Raw genomic sequence first — 17,860 nt, 5'->3', positions numbered from 1 at the left:
CCCGCCACGCCGCCCCGGGCCGGCTCGTTCACGGCCGGTCCCGCCGTTCGGGTTCGTCCGGCAGCGGCGGCACCTCGACCGGCCCCGGCGGCAGGCCGGACAGCACCCGGTACGCGTCCTCCACGGAGAGCCCGCGGGCCGGCCCGATCGGCCGCAGCTGAATCGCGTCCGGGTCGCTCACCCCGGTCGGCGCTCGGTCCGCCGCCTGGTCTCTCGTGGCCCGATGCTCCGCCTCCCCGCCACTGGGTGCGGCTCCGGCGAGGCCGCTCTCGTCGAGGAACCCGTAGTAGGTCGTCCGGAACGGCTGCAACAACGCCCGCAGGAACTCGTCCCCCGCGCTCGCCGGGACTCGACCGCCACCGGCCAGCAGCGGCACCCCGTTGTCGAAGTAGTCCCGGGCCGGAGCGGCCCAGTCCCGATCGAGTTCCCGGAAGCGCACCGAGCCGTCCGGCTGCCTGGTGAACTCCGCCACCTTGCGCCCGACACCGGTGGCGTACGACCAGAAACCGACCTTCGTCGGCGCATCGTCACTCATCGGCCCAACCTCGCGGTCTCGACGCTCTCCCCGGTTTCGTCCCGCTCCGCGAACACGATCATGCCGTTCTCCTGAACCTCCCGGAGCCGGGCGACGGCGGCGTCGATCGCGGCCGCCCCGATCCCCCGGCTCTCCAGCCTCGCACGCAACTCGGCCGGGTCGACCTGCCGCAGCCGGGCCAGCAGCTCGGCGTTCAGCCTGGTCCGCAGGTGCGCCTCGACGAAGGGCGACATGATCTGGTCCTGGGCGGACTCCGACAACACCAGGCCGTGATCGATCGCGACCACCGACGTGCCTCGGGTGAGGAAGTTGAACTGGTTACGGTCCGTGTTGCCCAACACGTAGTCGATGACCGCGACCTCCTGCTGCTCCCGCCGCGGGTACTCCTCCACCGGACGGTGCGCGTGCGCGTCGTCGACCCACCGCTGGATGGAGCCCGCCATGCCCCGGATCTCGACCGGCACGGTCGGCGGCACCAGGGCGGAGCCGAGCAGTTCGGCGAAGTCCGAGGCGGACACCTCCCGGGCGGCGAGCTGGCCCGGCACCTGCGGGATACCGGGTCGGATCACCTGCCCGTCCTTGACGAAGACCTCGGCCTCCGCCGGTTTGAAAGCACCCACGACCCGGTCGTCGTGGAGGGCGCGGTACGTGCCGTTGATGCCGCTCTTCATTCCGGCGGCCAGATCCTCCAGCCGGTCGATCCGTTCACCGGCCAACTCCGCTCGGGCCGCGGCGACGGCCAGTACCTCCGGTGACCGGGGCGGCACCCCGTCGCCGCCGGCCGCGAGATCGGCCGCGAGCTGCTCGAACCGCCGGGCACGGAAGTCGTGCCAACCGGCCCAGCCGCGCACCTGATCGGCCCCGAACGCCGCGTCGTGGGCCCATTCGTGCCGCTGCCAGCGGTCCGCGAACGACTCCACCAGCGCGGTCAGCCGCTCGGCCCGGCGGCCCAGCCGGTCCGCGTCCGCGCGCAGGGCCGCCGCGCGCTCCTCGGCTCGGCTCGCCTCGTGCAGCACCTCGGTCACCTGCGCCGGGTCGGCCAGACCCGACCGGCGCAACGTCTCGGCCGATTCGAACCGGGTGGCTGCCTCGCGGTCCGCCTGCTCGGCCGCCGCGGTCAGCTCGGCTATCCGGTCCGGCACCGCGGCCAGCTCCGCGCGGACCCGCCGTACCGCGGTGTCGGTGGCACCGTCCGCCCCGGGCACCGCCCGCTGCAGCGTGGCGGCCACCTCGTAGTGCTCGATCGCCGCGGTCAGCAGCTCCGCCCGGCGTTCGGACCGGCCGAGGCGCTCCGCCGCCTGCTCGGCCTCCGGGCCAACGGACAGCGCGGTGTTTCGCCGCAGCGAGTCGGTCTCCTCGACCAACCGCGACAGGTCCCGGCGCAACAGCTCGACGTGCTGTTCGACCCGGCGCGGGTACTCGCCTTCCGCCTCCTCCGCCCGCTCGACCAGCTCCTGGGCGCGGTGCTCGGCGGCCGCCGCGCCCGACTCCGCCGACAGCGCCTCCCGCTCGGTCCGGACGACGTCCTCAGCAGCAGCGTGGTACGCCTGCTCCACCGCCGCGCGTCGCGCATCGAGGTCAGCCAGCAACTGACGGTCCGTCGCGGACCGGCCCTGGAGCTCCGCCACCGCCTGCCGCGCCCGCGTGAGCCGCTGCTCGTCGTGCCGGTGTTCGGCCAGCGTCCGGTCGAGTTCCGCCACCTCGGCGCGGGCCGCCTGCATGGCGGTGCGCTCGACCTCGGCCTGCGACCGGTGGTAGTCGTCCGCGTACCGCGCCCAGTCGTCCGGCGGCCGCTCGGCGTGCCGGCGCAGTTGCTCCAGGTGGGCCGCGAGCCGCTGCTCGTGTCCGGCGAGGCGGCGCAGTGCATCGTCGCGGGTTGCGGCCGTCGAGACGGACCGGTCCCGCTCATCGGCAGCAACGCTGGCCTCCCGCTCCCACTGGCGGAGATCGTGGTCGATCCGATCGAGCCGGTTCGAGACGTCCCGGTGCTCGGCCAGTATCTGCGCACGGTCCTCTTCGACGGAGGCGACCCGACGCTGGTGGTCGGCGAGGCGGATGCGGTGCCAGGTCGCCGCCGACCGTTCCTCGTCCGCCAGCTGCCGCTCGGCCACCGCCTGGTCACGCCAGCCGGCGGCCCGATCGTGATCTCCTGTTCCGAGCGCAGCCACCGACGACTCGGCGCCCGGCACGGGTGACTCGGCCGGAACCGTCGCACCGTCGGGTACCGGTTCCGGCGCGATCGGCGTCGGCTCCGGCCGAGGCGCCACGTCGGGGTGCACCTCGCCGGTCTCTCCCTGACCCGTCACCCGGGCCCGCAGCACGTACTGCACCTCGCCCTGGAAGTGCCGCTGTTCCAGCCGCAGCCCGACGATCCGGGTGCCGGCCGCGAGCAGGACCTCGGCCTGTTCCGGCCGCGGGCTCAACCGGCCGAGCCAGGCGAGCCGGGTGCCGGCCGGCACCTCCAACTCCAGCTGGATCTTCTCGGCCTGGAAGCCGGCCCGCTCCGCGGCGGAGGTGGGCATGAACCCGGGGTCGGCGAGTTCCCGGCCGAGCAGCCCGGCCAGTTCGGCGGGGCTGTCGATGCCGAGCGCCGCGAGGGTCACCCCGCGCCGCAGCAGCAGGTGTTCGGTGCTCTCCCGCATGCCGCGGTCCATCGCCTCGCACACCGGCGCCTGGTCGGCGTAGCGGGGCAGCCGGTAGCGCTGCCAGCCGTTGACCCGTTCGTAGTTGCCGTCGAGGTAGGTGCGGTAGGCCTCCCGCGCCTCGGTCGGCCACTCACCACCCTGCGCCGCGTGCACCCGATCCATGTCGGCGGACTCGGTGCTCTCCGGGAAGCGGGCGCTGCTGTCCGGCAGCGGGCGGGGATCGACCAGCTCCGCATCCAGCGCGGCGTGCCCCGCCGCGTGGGCCGACCCCTCCGGGGTCGTGAGGAACCGCACGAGTTCCTGCTCGAAGTGGTGGTCGTCGACGCCTCCGTCAGCGCGCGCCGCGTCCAGCATGCGCACCACGTCCAGCGGCTGCACCGGGTACTCGGCGGCAGCACCGGCGCGCTCCCGGATCGCCGCCATGACCCCGTCGTACAGCTGCCTGGACCAGGCGTCGTGGTCGACCGCCGAGGAGTACCGCTCGATCCCATGCAGCGCCGTGACGAGCTGCCGCACCGCCGCCGGGCTCGGCTGCGCCGACACGTCCCTCGGGTCGTACCCGTCCCACGCCCGGTCGGCGGTCTGGCCCTCCGAGGTACCCAGCCAGTCGGCGATCCGGTTCTCGAACGAGTGCGTGTTGCCGAAGCCGAAGAGGCGGACCTGCGCCACATCGACGAGCGCCGCCGCGTCCGTGACGGTCAGCTCGCGGCCGGTCAGCGGCCCGGCGGCCAGCGCATGCCGCAGCACCTCGTGGATGTGCTCGACGGGATGGTCGGCGTTGAGCCGGGATGCGACCTGGGTGTCGAACGCCCGCCGGGCGTCGGAATCGAACGACTCGTACCGCGACTCCGCCGACGTGGCCGGCTCGCCGTGCACCGCCGCACCGTCGCCCAGGTACCGGTCGATCAGGAACTCGCGGCGGGCCCGCAACACGAACCGGAGCTCCTGCGCCTCCGCCGCGGGCAGCTGCGCCCGGTCAACCAGTGCGTCGATCCGTTCCGGGGTGATGTCGCGGATCCGGGCCACCCCGTCGCGGATCTCCTGCGCGGTCAGGCCCTCGAACGCCCGCGCGGCCGAGTCGTTCATCGCCGGGTCGAGCATCGAGCGCAGCTCGCCGACCTCGGTACCGAAGTCGTCGCCCTTCAGAGTCCCCTGCGCCCGGAACAGCAGCGCGCCGCCGGTGTCCAGCCGCACCGGCTCCCCGCCGCCGGTGACGAGAACGTTGTTGTACGCCGTGCCGATCACGTCCCAGTTGCCCAGCCAGGCATCGACCGCGAAGTCCCGGCGGAGCCGGGCCGCGAAGTCCTGCTGCGGCAGCCAGCGGGTCAGCGCGGTGTCCCCGTCGAGCATCCGGGAGCTGAGCCCGACCTGCTTGCCCTCGAACTGCCCGCGGACGTCGACCAGGTCGACCTCCGCGACCCGGGTGCCCGCCGCCTGGTACAGCCGGTTCGCCAGCCACTCGACCCGGGCGTGCAGCTCGGTCGCCGGCGCCTTGACGTATCGCCGATGCCCTGCCCCGTCGGCGTACTCGGCGGCGTCGACCGAACCGCCCTGACCGCCGACCTTGACGTAGTCGTCCATCGTCTCGGGTCGCTCCGGCGCGCTGCCGCCCCCGTCGAACAGGTCGAGCACCCGGTCCAGGTCGGCCGCGAGGGACGGGTGCAACTCGTCGCGGTCCGCCATCGCCAGCAACTCGTCGCGCGTCACCCAGCGGGCGTCGCCCACCTCGGCCCGGTCGGTGATCCGCGGCTCGAACGAGTGTGCCGCGTCGACGGCCATCGTCGTGTAGGCCCAGCCGCGGGTACCGGATCGGACGTGGCTGCCGACGAGCCGCAGGCCGGCGAGGTCGTCGTCGGAGATGCCCACTTCCTCGCGCATCTCACGCGCCACGCCCTGCGGTGCCGTCTCCCGGGAGTCCATCGCGCCACCGGGAAGCTGCCACTTCCCGGTGTTGGTCGTCAGGCCCTCGCCCCGCTGTACCAGCAGGAACCGGCCGTCGTGGCGCACCAGCGCGCCGGCCGCACCGTACCGGCCGAACTGACCCGCGCCGAGGGAGCCGCTGCCGTCGTCGCCGGTCTCGGTGAGTACCCGGAACTCCGACGGCTCGGCCGGCGGGCCCTCGGCCGGGACGGAGTCGACCGGCAGGCGGTCGGCCGGGACGGAGTCGACCGGCAGGCGGTCGGCCGGGGCGGGTGTCGCCTCGCCGAGGGAGTGACCGGCGAACGGGGGGTCGACCCGCTCGGCAACGGGGGCCGTACCCGGCGCTTCGTGGCTCACCGTCCAGCCGGCGGGCAGGTTGTGACCGGCGGGCCGTGCGACACCCCACGGCGCCTCGGCCCGGACGTCCCAGCCACCCGGACGCGACACCAGCTCGGGCGGCGGGGGCGGGGTCGGCGGCACCGGCTCGACACCGTGCCGACGCAGGTACCCGTCCACGTCGAGCAGGTCCCGGTACGCCTGGCCGCGCAGCACCGGATCGGTGGCGCGCAGCCGATCCAGCAGCAACAGCCGCTCGTTCGCGCGGGCCATGACGCAGTCGTTGCCGTGCTCCGGTTCCGGCTGGCCGGTACCGCCCGCCAGCCGGGGCGTCCGGCGGCCGAGGAACCGGCGTACCGTGCCCTGCTCCTCGCCGCGGGCCCGCGCGGTCAGTCGGTCGACGGTGTCGGTGATCTCGTGGATCCGGACCCGCGCCACGTCGGCGGTCAGCACCCGCGGCCCGATCCGGGTGTGGAAGACGGGTTTCCCGTCCACCCACTCCAGGACCTCGCGGCGATCGGTGTGCGTCTGCCCGGCCCGCCCCGGCACCAGCGGGGTGTCGGTCGACTCCCGGAACCCGATGGTGCCGTGGTCGCGGGTGTGCACCCAGAACACGCCGCGGGCGTCCCGGCCCGCCGGCTGCCACAGGCCGCCGCCGTGCTGCGGCCGGATCTCCCAGTCGGTACCCGGCACCTCGCGCACGTCGAGGTCGGCCCGGATCCCGGCGGCGTCGCGGCCCGCCGCCACCGACCGGTGCCCGCCGTCGATGTCGGTGAACGTGACCACGCCCTCGCCGCCGAGCGCGATCGGCTCGACACGGGGGCCGCCGTCGCCGCCGGGCGTGATCGGCTCGACACGGGGGCCGCCGTCGGCGGCGGGCGTGATCAGCTCGACACGGGGGCCGCCGTCGGCGGCGGTGTCCAGCTGCCGGCCCACCCGCTCGATGTCCAGCGCGTGACCGGCGAGCCGACCTTCCGACTCGGCCTGGGGGTCCCGGCCGGTGTCGTGCGCCGGGTCGAACGACGAGTCGGCGTCGGGACGCAGCCGGGCCACCAGCTCCGCCACGGCCCGCGCCTGCGGGGTACCGAGCCGGCCCAGCTCGTCCACGATGGCGGTGACGGTCTCGTCCGCCAGCTGCCGCTCCGCCGCGCGGTCGGCGCCCTCCAGGTGGGCGCCGGTCGCCGCCTCGTAGCCGGCGTACCGGTCGGCGACATCGGCCACGATCCGGCTGATCGCCTCGTCGGAACGGCCCGCGCCCCAGTGTTCCCGGGCCGCGAGGTGGGCCACCGACCGGTCGAACTCGCGCCACAACGCGGCGGTCCGCTCGGCCTCCACGGCGGTGAGGCGATCGACCGCCGACCGCCGTTCCAGCCGTTCGGACAGCGCGTCGTGCCACTCCGCGACCACGGACCGCGCCTTGCCGAACCGGCGCCGCTCGCCCCAGGACGACTGCTGCTGCGCATCGGACTCCAGCCGCTCCAGCACGCCGCGCAGGCCGTCGGCCAGCCGGCCCGGATCGGCCGGCAGCGCGGCCAGCTGGTGCCGGAACGCCTCGTGCCCGTCGACCAGATCGGCCAGCACCTCACCCGGCGTCCGGGCCGGCGCCGCCTCCGGGCGCAGCCCCGCCAGGGTGAGCACCGTGTGCACGTGGTCCAGCAACACCTCGTCGGAGTGCACGATCCGGTCGGTCGCGGTCCGGATGGCGTCCAGGTGCCGCGGCGGCGCCCCCCACGCGTACCAGGCTCGCGGCGGTCGGTTCGACTGCCACAGATCGTCGAACCGGGTCTCGTCGAGGTGCGCGGCGAGGGCGTCGAGTGCGCGCGGCAACAGCGCCGGGCCGTCGATCGTCGCGGCGGTGGTGGCGAGCCGCTCCCGCAGCCGCGCGTACGTCTCGCGCGCCGCCGCGGTCGCACTCGCCTCGTCGTACCCCTCGCCGGGCTCGGCGGTGGCCGCGTCGGACCGGACAGCCTGCTCGGCGTCGAGCACCGCGCCGAGGGTGTCGACGATCCGCTCCGCGATCTCCCCGCCCGCCGGATCGGTGTGCAGCGGGTCGCCGCCGAGCCACCCGTCCAGCCGTTCGTACCGGGCGGCGAGCAGCTCGGCCCGCAGCCGGTGGTCGAACGCCGCGCCCGTCGCCCGGCCACGGATCCCGACCATGTCGGTGCCGGTCTCCTCGGCCCGGTCGAACCGGGCCATCCGCTGCAGCGTCCGGTCCGCCGCGGTCACCGTGGCGTCGGCGGTGACCTCGCCGAGCCGGGCGGCGTGCCACTGGTCGAGCAGTTCCTGCCGTGCGGTCCATGCCTCGGCGATCTGCCGGTGGCGGGCCGCGAGCGTCTCGTCGGCGGTCGTCGCCGCGGTGGCGCGCCACTCCTCCGCCACGTCCTGCGCCCAGCGCGCCCGGCGGTCCCGGGCCGCCTCGTGTTCGGCCCGGGCAGCGTCGGTGCGGGCGGTGGTGTGCTCGACGTCCGGGTCGCCGGCCGCCCGGATGCGGGCGACGTCCTTCTCCGCCTTCTCGGAGAAGCGGACGGCACTGCGATGCCCCATCGTGTCGGCCCGGGCCGAGGCCTCGCTGGCGCCGAGGTACTCGCCGAACGCCCGCTGTTCGTCCGCGCGGGCTCGCTCGTACTCCAGCTCCTTCTCGACGATCTCGCGCGGCACGCCGTCGACCGACTCGGTGCCGCCGGTCTCCAGCCGAGCCGCCGGATCCTCGGACGACAGCGGTCGCGGACGGTCCACCTCGTCGGGCGCTGGGCCGCCGGTACGGTGCGGCGCGTCGTCCGCGGCGCCGCTCGGCAACCGGTCGGCCGCGCCGAGATCCGCCGGGTACTCGCCGTGCGCAGCGGCGCGCACGGCGGTCGCCCCGTCCCCTTCCAGCATCGACAGCTGCTCGTGCAGCCCCCGAACGCGGTCCGCGGTGAGCAGGCCGAAGCCGACACGAAGCTCGGCCGCCTCGGTCGCAGCGGTGGCGAGCTGCCGGTACGTATCGGCCAGCGCATCGTGCCGCTCGCCCGCACCGGAGGCGAACAGTTCGGCATGCAGCTCGGCCTGCTGCTCGGCGAACTCCGCCAACCTTCCGGCGTGCGCGATGCGGTCGATCGGCTGGCCCGGGCGGGTCAGCTGGGCGACCAGATCGCCGCGGATCACCCGGGCGGTGTCGCTGCCGAGCACCGACATCGTCACCTCGGCCGGCAGGTCACCGACCGGCGTGTACACCTGCCGGCTGAGCTGCGTGATCGGGAGATCCAGCCCACCCAGCGACTCCCCGGCCGTCGGCACGCCGGCGACCGCGACGGTCGCCACCTCCGACCGGGACTCGTCGCCACCGGTCGCCGCCTCCGCCAACCGGGCCGCCGCCTCCTGCGGGTCGGGCGTCTCGGTCAGGATCCGCGTGATCTCGCCCGGCTCCAGCCGGTCGAGACCGGTACCGACGACGAACCGGTCGCCGGGCCGCACCGCGCCGTGCGCGGCCTGCGGCCGCACCACCCGGCCGGCGAAGCCGTCGTTCTCGGTGAGCGTGATCCGCGGCGCCGGGTACGAGTAGGGGTCGTCGACGGCCAGCGCCTCGGTCTGGGTCAACCGATGCAGCTCGCCGTCCCGCAGCAGGTAGGTGTCGGCGCCGGAACCGATCACGGCGAAGCGGGTCCCGTCGACGTGCAGCGCCGCGAGCCGGACACCCGCACGGCTCGTGCCGAGCAGATAGTTGACATCGGCCACCCGTTCGGCCAGTCCGGTCAGCGGCTCGCCGGACGGCTCCGCCGGCCGGTCGAACAGCCGGGCGGCGAGGTCCGCGCCGGTGCGGCGGCCGCCGACCGAATGCGCGACCATGATGCCCCGCTCGCCGACCACCGCCGCGTTGCGCATGGTCGCGGAGGCGCCGACCTGCGTGTGCAGCCCGGTGGCGAGCGGCCCCACGGCCGCCTGCGGGTCGCCGGGAACCTCCGTCGTCAGCTTGGGGTCGATCAGGATCCGGTCGCGGCCCGGCACCGCCGGAGCGGTGTCGGCCGGCGCGGCCGCCTGCTCGCCGTCCGCCGCGTGCGAGGCGAGGTCCACCGCCACCTCGTGCCGGGCCAGGTCCCGTTGCAGGGTGTCGATCTCCCAGGCGATCTCGGCGAAGCGCCGCTCCTCGGCGGCGACCCGCTGCCGCTCCAGCGCGCGGGCCTCGTCGACCGGCATCGGCGGGGCGACGTCGTGGTCGCCGACTCGCGTCCCGGTGCGTTCCAGGTACTCCTGGGCGGCCCGCGCTCCGGCCAGCCGATCGGCGGCTTCCTCCAGCCTGGTCGCCGCGGCGGACAGTCGTTCGAACGTCCGCGTCGCCCGCGCGTACTCGGCTGCCAGCCGGGCGTGCACGTCGCTGCCGGTGTCCGTTCGCGCAGCCACCTCGTGCAGCGTGTGGAGCCCGCGTACGGCCGCCGTACCGGTCCGGATCAACGACTGGAGCGCCTCGTGCTGGCTGCTCAGCGCCCAGGCGGAGGCATCGACGCGCTGTTCGAACTCGTCGCGCCCTGCCGAGGTGCGGAAGTCGCTGCGGTCCGCGCCTACCAGGCTCGGCACGGTGTGCGCCACCGCCATCTCGGCGCTGCTGTGGCCGAGCCAGTCCACCGCCGTACCGACCCGCTCCAGGACCGGGTCGAGGTGCCGCAGCGACCGGTGCCAGATCGTTTCGACCTCGACCCGGTGGTCCCGCACGAACCGGAAGTTGGTGTGACCGCCTCCCTCACCGAGACCGGCCGGGGTCCGCCACGCCGCGCCCGCGCTCTCGGCCGTCACCGCCGAATCACGCGGCAGCCAGTCCAGGCCGTACCGCGCCGAACCGACCGGCGTGTACCGCCCGGCACCGTCGCTGTACACGGTCACCGGACGACCGTCCAGGCCCAGCAGTTGCTGCAGCCCGCCTTCCGGCCGGACCTCGGTGCGCCGCCAGTCACCGTACCGGTCGATCGCGACCTCGTAGCGCCGCTCGGGCCCACCGAGCGGGTGGTGGACCTCGAACATTCCCACGTACCGGTGCGGCGCCATCGACGGCACGAGCGACTCCGGCAGGAAGCCGGGGCCGGTCGAGCGGATCCCCTGCAACGCCTGCGGCAGCTCACCGTTCTCGTCTCGTACCGGTTCCAGCCCGGCCGGCACCTCCGTCTCCACCGTCCGGCCGGTCGGCAGCTCCGGGGTGAAGAGACGGACCTCGGGGAACGGTCGGTGACCGGCCACCAACGCGTCGCGGAGCGCCGTACGAGCCACCGTGTGCGAGCCGACGTCCCACGTCAGGTGGGTGCGACCCAGCACTGGCGTGCGCAACACCCGAGACACCCGGGAGGCAGCGGAATCGGCTCCGAAGCGGCTGCCGTGGCAGGAGGTCAGGTCGACTGTGTCGCCAGGGCGCCACTCCAGCAGGCCCTCGGCGGCGAGCACCGCCAGCCCGTGCGCGAACAGTTCCGGCCGTAGCACCGACCTGCCGATGCTGACCAGGCCGTGGCTGCTCCCGTGCATCGTGACGGTGAGCCGCCCCGCCTCCGGCTCCGGCAGCTGCCGCGGGTAGGCCGCGTCGTCGCGGGTCATGAACACCGGCGCCTGCGGCGATCCGGTCAACGCCCGCCGCATCGCCTGCACGGCCTGGACGGGGTCCTCCACGATCCGGAAACTCACCCGCCGGGCGACCTCCGGCAGCCCGTACGGACGCTCCCCGGTCTGCTCGGCGAGCCGCACCACCCGGTCGAGCGCCCGTTCGTACGCGCGTTGATCGTGCGGGGTGCCCGAGTCGAAGATGCCGAACCGGTCCAGCGCGTCCTGCCGGCGCCAGAACTCCTCCATCGCGTCGTCCAGCCGCTCGGACAGGTGCCGCGGCGGCGGCGCCACCTCCCGCGCCGGGTCACCGTGCCACGGATCCCGCAACCTGCGGTCCTCGGCGGTGGGCAGACTGTCGGTCCGGGCCGGGTCCGCCGCGTGTCGCGGTTGGCTGGCGGCGCTGTCGTCCCCGGCCCGCACGTCGGGCTCGGCTCCGGACTCGTCCGCATGGGCCCAACGGGACTCGGCCTCGGCGATGCGGTTGTGCAGCACGTGCAGGCGATCGACGGCGTCCGGCCCGGCGACCGCCCTGGTCCGCACGTCCCAGGCGAACCCGGACCGGTCCTCGCCGGCGACACCGTCGGTACGCGAGGTCTCGGTCGCCGTGTCGGCCAGTTCCCGGTACAGCCTGGCGAGGTCACGGTGCGGGCCGGCCGCACCGGCGTCCGCCAGCGCCTCGTGCAGGTCGCCGCGGTGCTCGGCGAAGTCGGCGAGCACCGGATGCCGCTCCGAGAGGCGGGTGGTCGACCCGTCGCCGAACATCGCCAGGTGCTCGGTCACCAACCGCGCCCGCACCACGCCGACGGTCTGCGCCGGCAGCACGTCGGCCTCGACCCCGGGCGGCAGCTCGGCCGTGCGGGAGTAGACCTGGTCCCGCAGCACCGTCACCGCGTCCCGGAGGCCACCCGCGTCCGTACCAGCCGGTGGTACGTGCGTCACGGTCACCGCGACGTCGTCCGCGCCGCCCAGTTCGGCGAGCTGCCGGGCGGCCTGCTGCGGATCGGCCGCCTCGGTGAGGACCTGCTCGATCCGCTCCGGCGCCACCCGGTCCAGGCCGGCGGCCAGCACGAACCGGTCGCCGGGGCGGACCGTCCCGTGCGCGATCCGGGGGGCCGAGCTGCTCCCGTCGATCCACCGGTCGCCGGCCGGTTCGAGCGCCGCACCGGCGAGCTGGTGCAGCACACCGTCGCGCAGCAGGTAGGCGTCGCCGCCGGCGGCGACCAGGCCGAACCGTCCGTCCGAGACGAGCAGCGCGGAGACCTCGGCACCGTGCCCGTCGTCCGACGGCCGGAAGGACGAGTTCGTCTCGGCCAGCCGATCCAGCAGCGTCTCGGTCGGGTCGGCGTGTCCGGCCGCGTCCAGCCCCTCGAACGCCCGGACCACGCGAGTCGAGTTCGCGTCGGCTCCGCGGGAGCGGGCGACGACGGACAGCCGCTCACCGGCACTCGCCGAGTTCGCCTGGTGGGTGGGGTTGTCGACCCGGACCGCCAGCCCCGAGCCCGGCCGGCCGGTCGGCTCGGTGGCCTGCACCGGGAACTCGGTCACCAGCTCGTCGCGTACCTCGATCCGGGTCCGGCCGGCAGCCGTCGGGACGCCGTCGGCGCGAGCACCGTCCGAACCCTCGCCGCCGCCGTGCGCGGTCGTCTCGACCCGCCGGTCGAGCTCGCCCAGGGTGCGCAGCGACGCGTCGATCCGGCTCTCCACCGCGGCCAGCGCGCGCCGGGCCACCGCGGCCCGTTCGCTCGCCAGCCGGCCGGGCTCCTGGTCCAGCCGACGGCGCAGTTCGAGCTCGGCGTCCGACCTCGACACCGCCTCGACCGCGAGCCGGTGCCGAAGGTGCAGGCCGAACAGCCGCTTGTACTCCGCGCCCAGCTCGCCGTACGCGCTCGCCAGCCGACGGTGCAGCTCGGCGTCGGGCCCGGTGCGGCCCAGCTGCCGATGGAGCGCCGCGAGGCCGCCCACCGCCTCGTTCCCCTGCCGGGCCAGCGAGTACAGCGAGCGGAACTGGTCGCGGAAGCTGTCGGTGACCACCGCACGCCGGTGCGCGTAGTCCGTCAGTACGGACGGATCGGCGCCGAGCGCCTTCGCCACCCGGAGGTCCGCGCGCGCCGGGCCGATCCACTCGACGTTCTGGCGCACCCGGTCGGCCGACGGCCCGAGGTGCCGGATCGTGCGCCGGTACAGCGTCTCCAGCTCGGCGTGGTGGTCCCGGGCGAACGCGAAGTTGTGCCGTTCCCGCGGGCTGCGCCAGCGAGGCAGCTCGGCGTCGTCGGGCACCCGCCAGTGCGTCCCGTCGCTCACCGGATGCACGGCGGCGTCCCGGGGCAGCCAGTCGGCGCCGTACTCCGCCGCCGCCACCGGGGTGTAGCGGGCGTCCCCGTCGGGCAGCCGCTCCTCGACCGCGGTGACCAGCTCGCCGTTGCGGGCGAGGACCTGGACCAGGGTGTGTTCCGGCGCGTCCGAGCCCGGTGTCAGTCGCCACCGCCCGTCCACGCCGAAGTGGATGCTGTGCGTCTCGACCGCACCGCCCACCGCGGCGGGCCGGGACTCGAACACGCCGACGTACTCGTGCGGCGCCATCTCGGGCAGCAGGTGCGCGGGCAGGAAGCTGGGCACGGTCGTGTGGATGGCCCGGACGGCCGGCGGCGTGACACCGTCGGCGAACAGTTCCCGGTCGAAGCCGGCCGGCAGCTCCCACTCCATCGGCCGGCCCACCGGGTCGCGCGGAGTGAACACCCGGATCATCCCGTGCGCGTCCCGGCCGCCGTGCAGCAGCGCATCGCCCACCTGGGACGAGCCGACGCTGCGCCGATCGATCGAGTGCGAGCCGCTGTGGGTGTCGGCGGTGCTCGTGGTGTGCCCGGCGACCGAGGCGTCCAGTACCCGGGCGATGCGCCACGAGATCGCCTCGAAGCCGGCCCGCTGACCACCCAGGCAGAAGTGCCCGTGGATCAGCTCCTGGCCGGCCAGGCGGATCGCGCCGTCGTGCTCCAGCACCGCCAGCCCGTGCGCGAACAGTTCCGGCCGGACCAGGAAGGAACGCGGGCCGGTGAAGTCGCCCGGCTCGCCACCCGCGTCCAGGTGCGCCTCGAACTCCGGATTCGGCAGCGCGACCAGCCCGTCCTCGGTGCCGTGCGCCACGACCTGCGTCTCGTTCGGCTCACCCGCGATCAGCTCCTGCCGGGCGGTGTCGCGCAGCGACAGGAACGCGACGTACCGGTCGTGGCCGAGCCGGGTCTGCCGCATCACGTCGACGACCCGGTGCGGATCGTCGAGCAACCCCCGGTCGAGGTGGTCGGCCAGCAATGCCGGGTCGATGTCCGCGGGTCGCTCACCGGTGGCCGCCACGTACTTCGCGAGCCGGCGCAGCGCGGCGTCGAGCTCCGCGGACGGCTCGGTCCGGCCGTCGTCGAGCAGCGTGCGCACGTCGTCCGCGGCGGACCGCAGCGCGGCCCGGACCGTACGCGGCGCGGACGCCACCTCGCTCGCCGGGTCGCCGTGCCACGGGTCGGGATCCGGCTCCGCCGCGAGATGCCGCGGTGCCACACCGTCCATCCCGGACGGCTCTGCCGGGTCCGCGCCGGCCGACTTCGGCCGAAGGTCGGTGGGGTGCGCTCGGTCGAGCTCGGCGCCGTCGGTCACCCGCGGTGGGTGGTGCGCGCTGAACCGCAGCACCGTCTCGCCCGGCGGCAGGTCGGCACCGGTGGTGGGCTCGCCGTCGAGCCGGGCGCTCGCGGCCCGCTCCAGCACCATGGGGCGGCCGATAGCGTCCTTGGCGAACGCGGTGCGCAGCGCGCGACGCTGGCGGGGTGTCCACTCGGCGCCGTCGTGGTGCCGCACGTCGACCACGTGCAGCCGCCCGTCGACCCGCCGTACCTCGATGTCAGCGTCGTAGCGCACCGCGACGTCGTGCAGCCGCCGCTGGTCGACGAGCCAGACCTGGTGCCGCGCCGCGATCGTGTCCGGATCCGGGTACGGGTCCGCCGGCCGTTCCGGCTCCGGCTCCGGTTCCGCGACGACCGGCTCGGGTTCCGCATCGACCGGCTCCGCGACCCGCTCGGGCCACAGCAACGACCGCAGTTCCTCGGCCGGAATCGAGACGCGCTGGGTCACCCGGGTGACCTTGATGTCCAGGATGCCGGTGTCCTTGCCGCCCTCGTCCCGCAGCCCGATTATCTCGATCCGGTCGAGCACCTCGGCCGGCAACCACGTCTCCATGTAGTCGCGGTGCGCCCAGGCGACCCGGCCGGGGATGCAGTTCTGCGGGCGCATCGGCAACACGTCGGTGTAGAACTCGAAGCCGACCTCGCGGTCGTCCCGCAACGGGCCGCGGTACGCCTCCGGCTTCGGGTCGTCGTGCCCGTCGAACTTCTGCCCCCACACCTCGGCGCTGCGCAGGATCATCGCGACCTTGTCGCCGGTCTGCAGATCCCTGGTGCGCGCCACGCCGGTGTGCTCGGACCCGACCCGGCTGAACGGGCCGAACAGTCCGGGCGAGCCCGCCGGCGCGATCCACTCGCGGATCCACTTCAGGCTCGGGTCGCGGTACGACAGGTCGAGCAGTTCGTCCCGGGTGAGGGGCGCCGGCGGCTCCGGCGGTACCGGCGGGTCGGTCTCCCACGGGTGCTCCGGCGGCTGCTGGCCGTGCTCGACCAGCCGCTGGTCGATCGCGGCGATCTCGCCGGCCCAGTGTTCCCGCTCCTGGTCGGTCTCCGCCTTGCGCCACCGGTCGTCGACGACCGCCCGCTCGTGCACCTGGGCGACCGCGCAGTCGTCCCGACCGTCGACGGTGGTCTGCGCTCCGCGCCGGAACAGCGAACGCAGCACGCCCTGGTCGTCGCCGCGTTCCAGCGCCGCGAGCCGCTGCAGCGTGTCGGTGATCTCGTGCACCCACGAGCGGGCGTACTGACCACCGTGCTCCCCCGGGTCGAGCAGTTCGCTCGGCCGCACCGTGTGCGGCGTACCACCCGGCTCGCCGGCCGTGCGGGACACCACCGTGTGCGCCGGGTGGTCGCCCAGCGCCGGTCGCGGATCGACGTCGAACCGCTGCCAACCGAAGTCCCTGGTGTGCACCCACACCATGCCGTCCGGGCCCTCGACGATGCGCCACACCGAGCCGTCCGGGAAGTACGTCTCGACCTCGTCGCGGAGTTCCCGGACCGCGTCCACGTACTCGTCGCGGGACAACGGGTCGTCGTGGGCGCGACCGTCTGCGGCGTACTCGCCGAGCCGCTCGGAGGTCACGACGTCGACCGGCTCGTGCGGCAGGCCCGCATCGTCGACCGGTACCGACCGGTCGACCTCGCGCGGCTCGTGCAGCCAGCTGAACCGCAGCCGACGGTCGCCCTCCGGCCACACGTCGTACCGGTCGCCGCCACGCCGGATCGTGTCGACATCGAGGTCGACCGGGATCCCTTCCTCGCCGAGGCGGGCGACCAGATCCTCCAGCATCGCCCGGGAGGGCACGTCGGCGGCACCGGACACCAGCCGCACGTCGGCGATCGGCAACGGCTGCCGCCCCAGGTCGTCGCCGTGTGCCCGGAGCACGTCCCCGGTGGTCGGGTCGTACCGGAAGCCGGCGCGGCTCAGGTCGTCGAGCATCTGCTGCCGAGCCTGCGGCAGCCCCTCGTGCCACTCGTTCCAGGCGTCCCGGACGTCCTGCACGTCCTCCCAGTCGTCCCGCCAACGGTCCGGGAACCGGAACCGCCGCTGCAACTCCGCGTGCTCGGCGGGGTCGCGGGCGAGCAGTTGCTCGATCCGCCCCCGGGCGGTGTCGACGTCGGCGGCACCGAACTCGGTCAGCCAGCGCAGGTCGTGCTCCACCTCGGGGGAGGTGATCCGGTCGTACCGGGCGGCGTCGGGGAACCGGGTCGGCCCGTCCCCGGCCGCATCGAGCGGCCGCACGTCGATCGCGACGCCGAACTCGCGGGCGACCATGCGCAGCACGACCTGCTCGCGTTCGGAGACCCCGTACCCGGTCCGGACCTGCTCGACGTCGGGGAACAACGGTTCGTGGTTGATCAGCTCCGCCGGGCCCGCCCCGAGCGGCAGCTCGATCCGGCGAGGCAGGTCGCGCCAGTCGAACCGCACCACCGGCCCCTGCTCCGGGTCCGTGCCGTCGGCCAGCTCCACGCGGCGCGGCACGTCGTCGTAGCCGAAGCGGTCGGCGCCCGGCTGGATCGCGTGCCGCCACGCGTCGACGCGCACCTGGAAGCCGAGGTCGGACAGTTCGTCGGTCAGCCGGCGGAAGTCGGCGTCGGGCAACAGCGTGCCGTCGGTGCGGCGCAGTCCCACGACGTCCAGCGGTGCGACCAGGCGCCGCCCGACGTCGTCGAGCGGGTAGACCTCGCGCCCCTCGTACTCGAACAGGCCGCGCCGGGTCCGCCACGTCGATCGGTCGTGTCGCGGTGGCTCGACCCCGCGGTCCGGATCGAACCGGACGAAATCCCGGGCCCGGTCGGCGGCCCGGCCGGCCACGTCGATCGGCCAGTCACCGAAGCGGCGGCGCGGCTCGTAGTGCACCGCAAGGCCCTCGGACCGCCGGGGCGCCCGCAGCCGGTCGACGTCCTCGTGGGTGGCCACCCACCGGGCCTCACCCAGCGGGCCCGGGACCGCACCGTGCCGAACCTGATCCAGAGCCGGGCCGTCCAGCGGCCGCACATCCACGGTCACCCCGTACCGGCGGCTGAAGTCCAGCAGGATGGCCTGCTCGCCGTACGGAACGCCGGCGTCGTGCTGCACGCCGTCCGCGCCCGGCACCGGAATCCGCACGTCCACGTCGACCGGGTCGGACCGGTCGACGATCCGCGGGTCGTACCGGGGCGAGACCCGCAGCACCGGGTCGGCCGTCCCGGGCGCGTCGTCC

The 17,860-nt window shown here is 74.8% G+C and carries 2 protein-coding genes (1 of these 2 only partly in view); both read right to left on the bottom strand.

Going from position 1 to position 17,860, the window contains the following annotated elements; genetic code table 11:
- Window positions 1-28: 28 nt before the first annotated feature.
- Window positions 29-535, bottom strand: a complete 507-nt coding sequence (locus tag NUM_RS19570; RefSeq protein ID WP_207126345.1) for a hypothetical protein — start codon at window positions 533-535, stop codon at window positions 29-31.
- Window positions 532-17,860, bottom strand: the 3' portion of a protein-coding gene (locus NUM_RS19565) for an NUDIX domain-containing protein (protein ID WP_207126344.1). It continues 15,659 nt past the right edge of the window; 17,329 of the gene's 32,988 nt are visible here — the last part of the coding sequence; its start codon lies off the right edge, out of view — the gene reads right to left on this strand; its stop codon occupies window positions 532-534. Before NUM_RS19565 ends, NUM_RS19570 begins: the two co-directional genes overlap by 4 nt.

It is taken from the genome of Actinocatenispora comari (assembly GCF_017312725.1).
Taxonomy (GTDB): domain Bacteria; phylum Actinomycetota; class Actinomycetes; order Mycobacteriales; family Micromonosporaceae; genus Actinocatenispora; species Actinocatenispora comari.
Note: the sequence above shows the minus strand (reverse complement) of the source record. Positions and strands in the feature narration are given on the sequence as shown.